A 6,897-nucleotide genomic window follows, 5' to 3' on the forward strand; every position below is an offset into this window, starting at 1 on the left:
TCGAGTCACTTTACCACCGAAGCCAACACCGATATCAAGGAGTGGTATTGAAATATTCCCAACGAGTGAATGGGAGATGTTCATTTATAAACTTAAACCAGAAAAATGGTGCGTGGGAGAACCTCTGAAACGCTTGGCTATGCCTGAAGGCACTCGAGTTACCGCAGTGTTTCGTGATAATCAGCTGCTTCACCCTAGCGGAAGTACTCAGTTAAAAGCGGGAGATACCCTATGTGTGTTGGGTCAAGATAAGAATTTGGATGCGTTAAGTGAACTGTTTAGTGTCGCGCCAGCTGAAGACGAGACAAAACGTTTCTTTGGTGACTTCTTCTTAGGTGCCGATACTTTGTTGTCTCATGTGATGGAACACTATGGCATTGAAGCTTCTGAATATGCTGATACCAGCACCCTAAAGCAATTGGTACAGCAAGAGCTCGGCCAATACCCGGTATTAGGTGATAGCTTTGACTGGGCTGGACTGCATTGGGTTATCGCTGAAATTCAGGATCATGAAGTCGTGAAACTGGGTTTATGCCTGCCAGAGACTAAAGAGGAAGAGTAGTCACTTCGCCTAATGATATGCATGCGTAAAAATGAGCATACAACTGCGAACATTAGGCGTGAGATTCTTGAAGTAGAATGACCGCTTGAGTGCGGTTTTTCACATCGAGCTTACGAAAGATGGCCGTCATATGCGCTTTAATGGTCGCTTCAGAAACATTAAGCTCATAGGCTATTTGTTTGTTTAGCAATCCATCGGAAAGCATACCCAAAACCTTGTATTGCTGAGGTGTCAATGTCGCCAGTTTTTCTGCCAAATCTAAGCAAGCTGCATTATTGGTGATTAAGCCTTCAGGGAAGAAAGGGTCGCCATTCAGAACTTGGTTAATCGCGCTGATTAGCTCGCGCATATCACTTGATTTAGGAATAAAGCCAAAAGCTCCGTGACTTTTTACTTGGCTTACTACCGAAGCTTCTTCACTCGCTGAAACCACTACAATCGGAAGATCTGGGTATTCAGCTCTAAGATGAATCAGTCCTGACATACCATTAGCGCCTGGCATTTTGAGGTCAAGTAGCAGTAAGTCTGGTTCCTCTTCTTTCTTTAATAAGTTCAGTAATGCATCCAGCGAATCGGCTTCAAGTAAATTTGCGCCACTGACTGCCATGTGGACAGATTGAAATAGGGCATTGCGAAACAATGGGTGGTCATCGGCAATGACAATGGAATAGGTTGGCTCCATACGGGTTGCACTTATTAGGAAAAGTTAATTTAGTATCACTACTTGAGAGGGGCGTGACAACCGATAACAAGTGATTGCCTAATTTTTCTTCTTAAAATGTGAAAGAGTTAGGTTATCTCTACCCAACTCTTTCATTTATTGAGTGCTATCAATCTTTTATTAGCGACTCATCGCTATTCAAAGCTCATTGTTATTCAAAGATAGGCGCGTCGTAATCTTCAGCTTCATCGCTGTAAGCAGTTACAACCGCATCCGCAACTAACCCCGTTTCAGCTTGAACCTGAGTTTCAAAGAAATGCTGAATCTGTTTGCGGCGTCCGTGAGCAGACCAACTTTCTTTATCTGCCCAGATTTCGTTAAACACAATCGGGAAATCTGTGCGTGTTGCGCTTGGGTGATCAATCTGACGCGTTAGCGTGTATTGAATGCAGCCGTCTTCACGATATGCATCGGGTTCTAGTGCTTTTAATACTTCAAACAGTTCGGCTTCTTTGCCTGATTTTGGCTTGAATTGAGCCAGTACATACACTTTTTTAGACATGATAATTCCTTAAATTATTAGGGCGTGTTTTTAACGATATTTATGATTTACAAATGCCTGACTCTATTAAAATTAAATATTATCAAAACCTTATGCTTGTAATCTGATAGAGGCTACTGATCATCGAGCAAGCGTGAAATATGCGCTAAAAATGGACTCGCTTCCATAAAGCCAGTCAACCTAGCACTTGGAATCCGCTCTCCGGATGCATCCCAAAACTCAATGGTTGGCAATCCCAGAACATTAAGGTGCTGGAGTAGCCTAATGTCTTCTGGTTGATTTCTGGTGACATCAGCTTGAAGCAAAACAAAGCGCTGTAGCTGAGCTTCGACATCGGGCTGGTGGAAGGTGTACTTTTCAAACTCTTTACAAGCCACGCACCAGTCAGCGTAGAAATCGAGCATCACAGGTTGGTTGTTGCTTTTTGCGATGGCGAGCTGTGCTTCCAGCTCACTCACACTACTGACCTGAATGAACTCAATTTTCGATTGGCTAATACTCGCTTGAGGGTTAAACCAATAATTGAGCGCGGGCTGAGCGGAAGCAAACAATCCCAGAACCGCCACAATGCCAACGGCACTTTGCTGCCAACCACCAAAGGGCAGTTTATTTTTGATGTGATATAGCCAGCCAAAAGCAACCAATCCTAGCAATGACCAGAGTGACGTTGCCCAAATTGGTGGCAAGATACGTTCAAGTAAGAAAATTGGCGCGGCGAGCAAAATAAACCCAAAGAGTGTTTTGACCACATCCATCCATCCACCCGCTTTAGGCAGTAATTTATTGCCAAAGACAGCGGCCAGCATCAGCGGGATGCCCATTCCCATCGCAAGGGCATAAAGAGCAACGCCCCCCGTTAATAGATCGCCACTTTGCGCAACATACAGCAATGCGCCAGAGAGTGGTGCCGTTGTGCATGGAGAGCAGACAAGCCCAGATATTGCGCCCATTGCAAAAACGCCCAGGCTACTGCCCCCTTTTTGCTTGTTATTTAAATTGCTGAGCCACGTTTGCATACTACTTGGAAGTTGCAAGCTATACAGCCCAAACATAGACGCAGCGAGGGCAATGAATAGTGCACTTAATCCAATCAATACATAAGGATGTTGCATCGCCGCTTGGAACTGCAAGCCAGCAGACGCAACCACTAAACCGAGTAAAGTGTAGGTAAGAGCCATGCCTTGAACATAAAGGAACGACAAACCAAGGGCGCGGGAATGGCTGAGTTTACCACTGCCCAAAACGATACTCGTGAGTATTGGGTACATCGGCAGTACGCAAGGCGTGAAAGCGAGGCCGACACCAAGCGCGAGAAACAAAAGAGGGGTCCACCAGTTCTCGGCAAGATGATTGGCTAGGGTATTATCACTGGAAACGGGGATATCAGTGGTTTTTGTCTCTGTATTAGCGCCTGTCGATGAGGTTTGTTTGTTTGAGGTTTCGGCTGAATCGGATGGTGATGCATTATTTGATGGTGACATGTGGCTTATCGAGCCAGAACTGTCAGCTGTAGGCGTAGGCGCATCAAAGGCATCAAGGTTAATAATGCGTGTTTCTGGAGGATAACAGAACCCTGCTTTTGCACATCCTTGATATTGAACAATCACACGAGCATTGTCTTGATAATCGAACAAAGGAATCGTGACTAGCAGAGGATCGGTATAGATGTTGACCTTACCGAAAAACTCATCTTCATAAGGTTCACCCTGACGCATATTGATGTCGCCAAGCGTGACATTTTCGCCACTAATAGAAATGCGATTTTGGTATAGGTAGTAATCGGATTTTACCTGCCAATCAAGCAAGAGGTTTGCATCTTGTTGATAGTGATTAAATGGAAAGGCTTCATCTACCGGAACAAACGTATTGTTATTCGATGGCGTGAATAACGAATCTGAGTTATCTGAAAATAACGCGTGGGCGGGAAGCGCTGATAGCGATAAAAAGAGAGCAGAAACCAAAGCAAATAAACGCATACAAACCGTCTTCTAAATTAAGGATGAGTAATCTTACCTCAATCAGACAGGTTTGAGGGGCATTAAGTTTCATCAACAATGAAACAAGCCTTTCACTAGCCGAGATAATCAGGCTAGTGAAAGGTTTGTAAAACCGATTGTGTGAAGACGATTGCGCTCAGTGGGTAGAGAACCAGCGCGACAGATTTGGTGGCTACTTCACCCCTAGACGGGCTCTGACGATGGCTTCACAAGCATCAATATTGTTCACATTTTTAGGAATGATGAGTACCGTATCATTACCGCCGACTGTCCCCAATATTTCGGTATGTGGATCAATGTCCACCAGTCTAGCGACCAATTGCGCGCTGCCTGGGTGGGTTTTAACCACAACCATGGACTGGTTATGGGTGATGACTTCAATTTGGGAGGCAATGGATGACTCTACGCGGACAGGGGCGCTTTCTACCGTGATGCAGTAAACCTTTTTTCCACAGGCATTTTGGACTTTCACTACCCCTAAATTGGAGAGCAAGCGTGAGACGGTGGATTGGCTGATGCCCTCAAAACCAATGTCGATGAGTTTCAACCGCAGATCATTTTGCGTGGCGAAACTTTGCTGTTGCAGTAAGCGTTTACAAGCGGCAGTTAACGTTTTGTCTTCTGCGGAACACAAGGATTCATGCTCTAAGGTGTCGTTCACAATCAACTCCTTTTTATGGAGGTTCAAAATATCGCCAGTCCTTAGCGCTTCGTATACTCTTAAACCCTCAGAGTACTCGTTGTATTGATGGCCTAAATGGCATTGCATCAATCATTGTTATTATCGATACGAGTGTATCATTGAATTAAAACTCGCTATTTGAAGGGGATCACCAAAGTCTAGTAATGGCTTTATGTTTGTTTTTTTATCCAAAATTCATTGAATATCCATCTTGGTGAATAAATATCCAGAGAGGTGGCGGGATGCCTTTGTTTTATCGTGATTCAGTGATGCTGACAGCGTTAATACATGCAGGATTATCCAATAAAGCGAGTATCTGGATAATCCTGAATTCTTTACAATTAACGGCCTAATGTCGCTACCATCACGGCTTTTATCGTATGCATTCTATTTTCTGCTTCATCGAAGACAATGGAATGGTCTGATTCAATCACTTCATTGGTCACTTCCACCCCGTCTTTTAGAATCGGGTAGTCGGCCGCAAGCTGTTTTCCAACCGTCGTATCTTCACCATGAAACGCAGGAAGGCAATGCATGAATTTCACATGAGGGTTGCCTGTCGCTTTGAGCATATTCATGTTGACCTGGTAAGGGAGCATAAGGTTAATACGCTCAGCCCAAGCTTCTTTTGCTTCGCCCATAGAAACCCAAACATCGGTGTAAAGGTAATCGCAACCTTGTATGCCTTCTTGAACGTCCTCGGTTAAGGTGATCTTTGCATTCGTTTCTTTGGCGATATCTTGGCATTTTTCCAGGAGCTGTTCTTCTGGCCAGAACTGTTTAGGAGCAACGAGACGGATGTCCATGCCCATTTTGGCTGCGCCAACCAACAGTGAGTTTCCCATGTTATTGCGAGCATCTCCGAGGTAGGCAAACTTAATCTCGTGCAACTGTTTGCCGCGCCCGTGTTCCATCATGGTTAAGAAATCCGCCAAGATCTGTGTTGGGTGAAACTCGTCTGTTAAACCATTCCAAACGGGAACACCCGCGTGAGCCCCTAGTTCTTCGACGATCTCTTGACCAAAGCCGCGGTATTCTATTCCATCGTACATACGGCCAAGAACGCGCGCGGTATCTTTCATCGACTCTTTATGGCCTATTTGCGAACCTGAAGGCCCCAAGTAAGAGACTTGAGCACCTTGGTCAAAGGCAGCCACTTCAAAGGCGCATCGAGTGCGTGTCGAGCTTTTTTCAAAGATCAGAGCAATGTTTTTACCGGTGAGTCGCGGTTGTTCGTAGCCGTTGTATTTTGCTTTTTTGAGTTCAGCAGAAAGGTCAAGCAAGTGCTGTATTTCACGCGGAGTAAAATCGAGAAGTTTTAGAAAGTTACGGTTACGTAGATTAAAAGCCATGATGTATTCCTTCTGTTTGATGCGTGGCTGAATGTCAGATGACGAATTAAGCCGCGCAGCGATTATTGTGATGACTGATACTGATTATTATGTCTGGTTTTTTAACGGTTATTCGCGAACAATATTAGTGCCCGCAGTGCCTTGTAGGATCTGTAAGCCGTCTTCTAACGCACCGATACCGACGACTTTGCCTCCCTGTTTAATAAACTCACAAGATGCTTCAATTTTTGGCCCCATCGAACCGGCATCAAACTGGTATTTTGAAAGCTCACTCGGGGTCGTGCTGCGCAGAGCATGTTGGGTAGGCTTGCCCCAATCCAGGTAAACCGCATCAGTAGCGGTGAGAATCAGTAAGGCATCGGCTTCCAACTGTTTGGCGAGATAAGCCGCTGACATGTCTTTATCAATGACGGCTTCCACTCCCACTAGCTTCCCATCCACTTTTTTAACCGGAATACCGCCGCCACCCGTGCAGATGACTAAATGTCCCTCATCAATTAACTTGGTGATCGCTTGGTGTTCAACGATGCCTGTTGGTTGAGGGCTAGGGACCACACGGCGAAAGTGTTGTCCATCAGGTTTGACTGTCCAATGATACTTTTCCGCCAACTCGCGGGCTTCTTCTTCCTCATAAATCGGTCCAATCGGCTTGGTTGGATCAGAAAATGCTGGGTCGTTGGCATCGACCGTCATTTGGGTCAGCATGCAGGAGATATTTCGATCAGGCAGGTGATTCTTAAATTCCTGCATCAACATGTATCCGATCATGCCTTGAGTTTCACTGCCCAACACATCCAGCGGATAAGGGCTAACCGCTTTGTATTCCAAACCTTGCAGTGCCAAAAGCCCGACTTGTGGGCCATTGCCATGCACAAGCACGACTTGATAATCTTTGGCAATTTCAGAAATCGTTTTGACGGCTGTTTCAATATTGTGGCGCTGAACTTCGGCTTCCAATGGCTCACCACGGCGAAGAAGAGCATTACCACCCAGTGCGACGACAACGGTTTTTTTAGTCATAATTTTTCTCTTTATCTGCTTGGCCGATAGATCACTATCGGCCGTTATCATCGAAGATTAG

7 protein-coding genes are annotated in these 6,897 nt (G+C 45.3%); 1 reads left to right on the forward strand and 6 read right to left on the reverse strand.

Going from position 1 to position 6,897, the window contains the following annotated elements:
* Positions 1-562, forward strand: a 562-nt coding sequence (locus ACP45E_RS19955; protein ID WP_277815732.1) for a TrkA C-terminal domain-containing protein, incomplete at its 5' end; no start/stop codon positions are given.
* A gap of 52 nt (positions 563-614) precedes the next feature.
* On the opposite strand, the gene ACP45E_RS19960 is transcribed toward ACP45E_RS19955, so the two are convergent.
* The 6 genes from ACP45E_RS19960 to arcC form a co-directional block, all read right to left on the reverse strand.
* On the reverse strand, positions 615-1,244 hold the full coding sequence (locus tag ACP45E_RS19960) for a response regulator transcription factor (protein WP_017037228.1): 630 nt from the start codon (positions 1,242-1,244) through the stop codon (positions 615-617).
* 190 nt (positions 1,245-1,434) lie between these two features.
* Positions 1,435-1,785, reverse strand: a complete 351-nt coding sequence (locus ACP45E_RS19965) for a putative quinol monooxygenase (protein WP_017037227.1) — start codon at positions 1,783-1,785, stop codon at positions 1,435-1,437.
* Between the two features lie 113 nt (positions 1,786-1,898).
* Positions 1,899-3,761, reverse strand: a complete 1,863-nt coding sequence (locus tag ACP45E_RS19970) for a protein-disulfide reductase DsbD (RefSeq protein WP_017037226.1) — start codon at positions 3,759-3,761, stop codon at positions 1,899-1,901.
* A gap of 193 nt (positions 3,762-3,954) precedes the next feature.
* Positions 3,955-4,443, reverse strand: coding sequence for an arginine repressor (locus ACP45E_RS19975; protein ID WP_017037225.1), 489 nt, complete (start codon positions 4,441-4,443; stop codon positions 3,955-3,957).
* A gap of 362 nt (positions 4,444-4,805) precedes the next feature.
* Entirely contained in the window at positions 4,806-5,816 is a 1,011-nt protein-coding gene (locus ACP45E_RS19980; RefSeq protein ID WP_017037224.1) for an ornithine carbamoyltransferase, read from the reverse strand.
* A 108-nt stretch (positions 5,817-5,924) separates the two neighbouring features.
* Positions 5,925-6,836: a carbamate kinase gene (gene arcC / locus ACP45E_RS19985; RefSeq protein ID WP_069585472.1), complete on the reverse strand. Its 912-nt coding sequence runs from the start codon at positions 6,834-6,836 to the stop codon at positions 5,925-5,927.
* Positions 6,837-6,897: the final 61 nt, after the last annotated feature.

Origin of the sequence: Vibrio genomosp. F10 str. 9ZD137, from assembly GCF_049974785.1 — a bacterium.
Classification (GTDB): domain Bacteria; phylum Pseudomonadota; class Gammaproteobacteria; order Enterobacterales; family Vibrionaceae; genus Vibrio.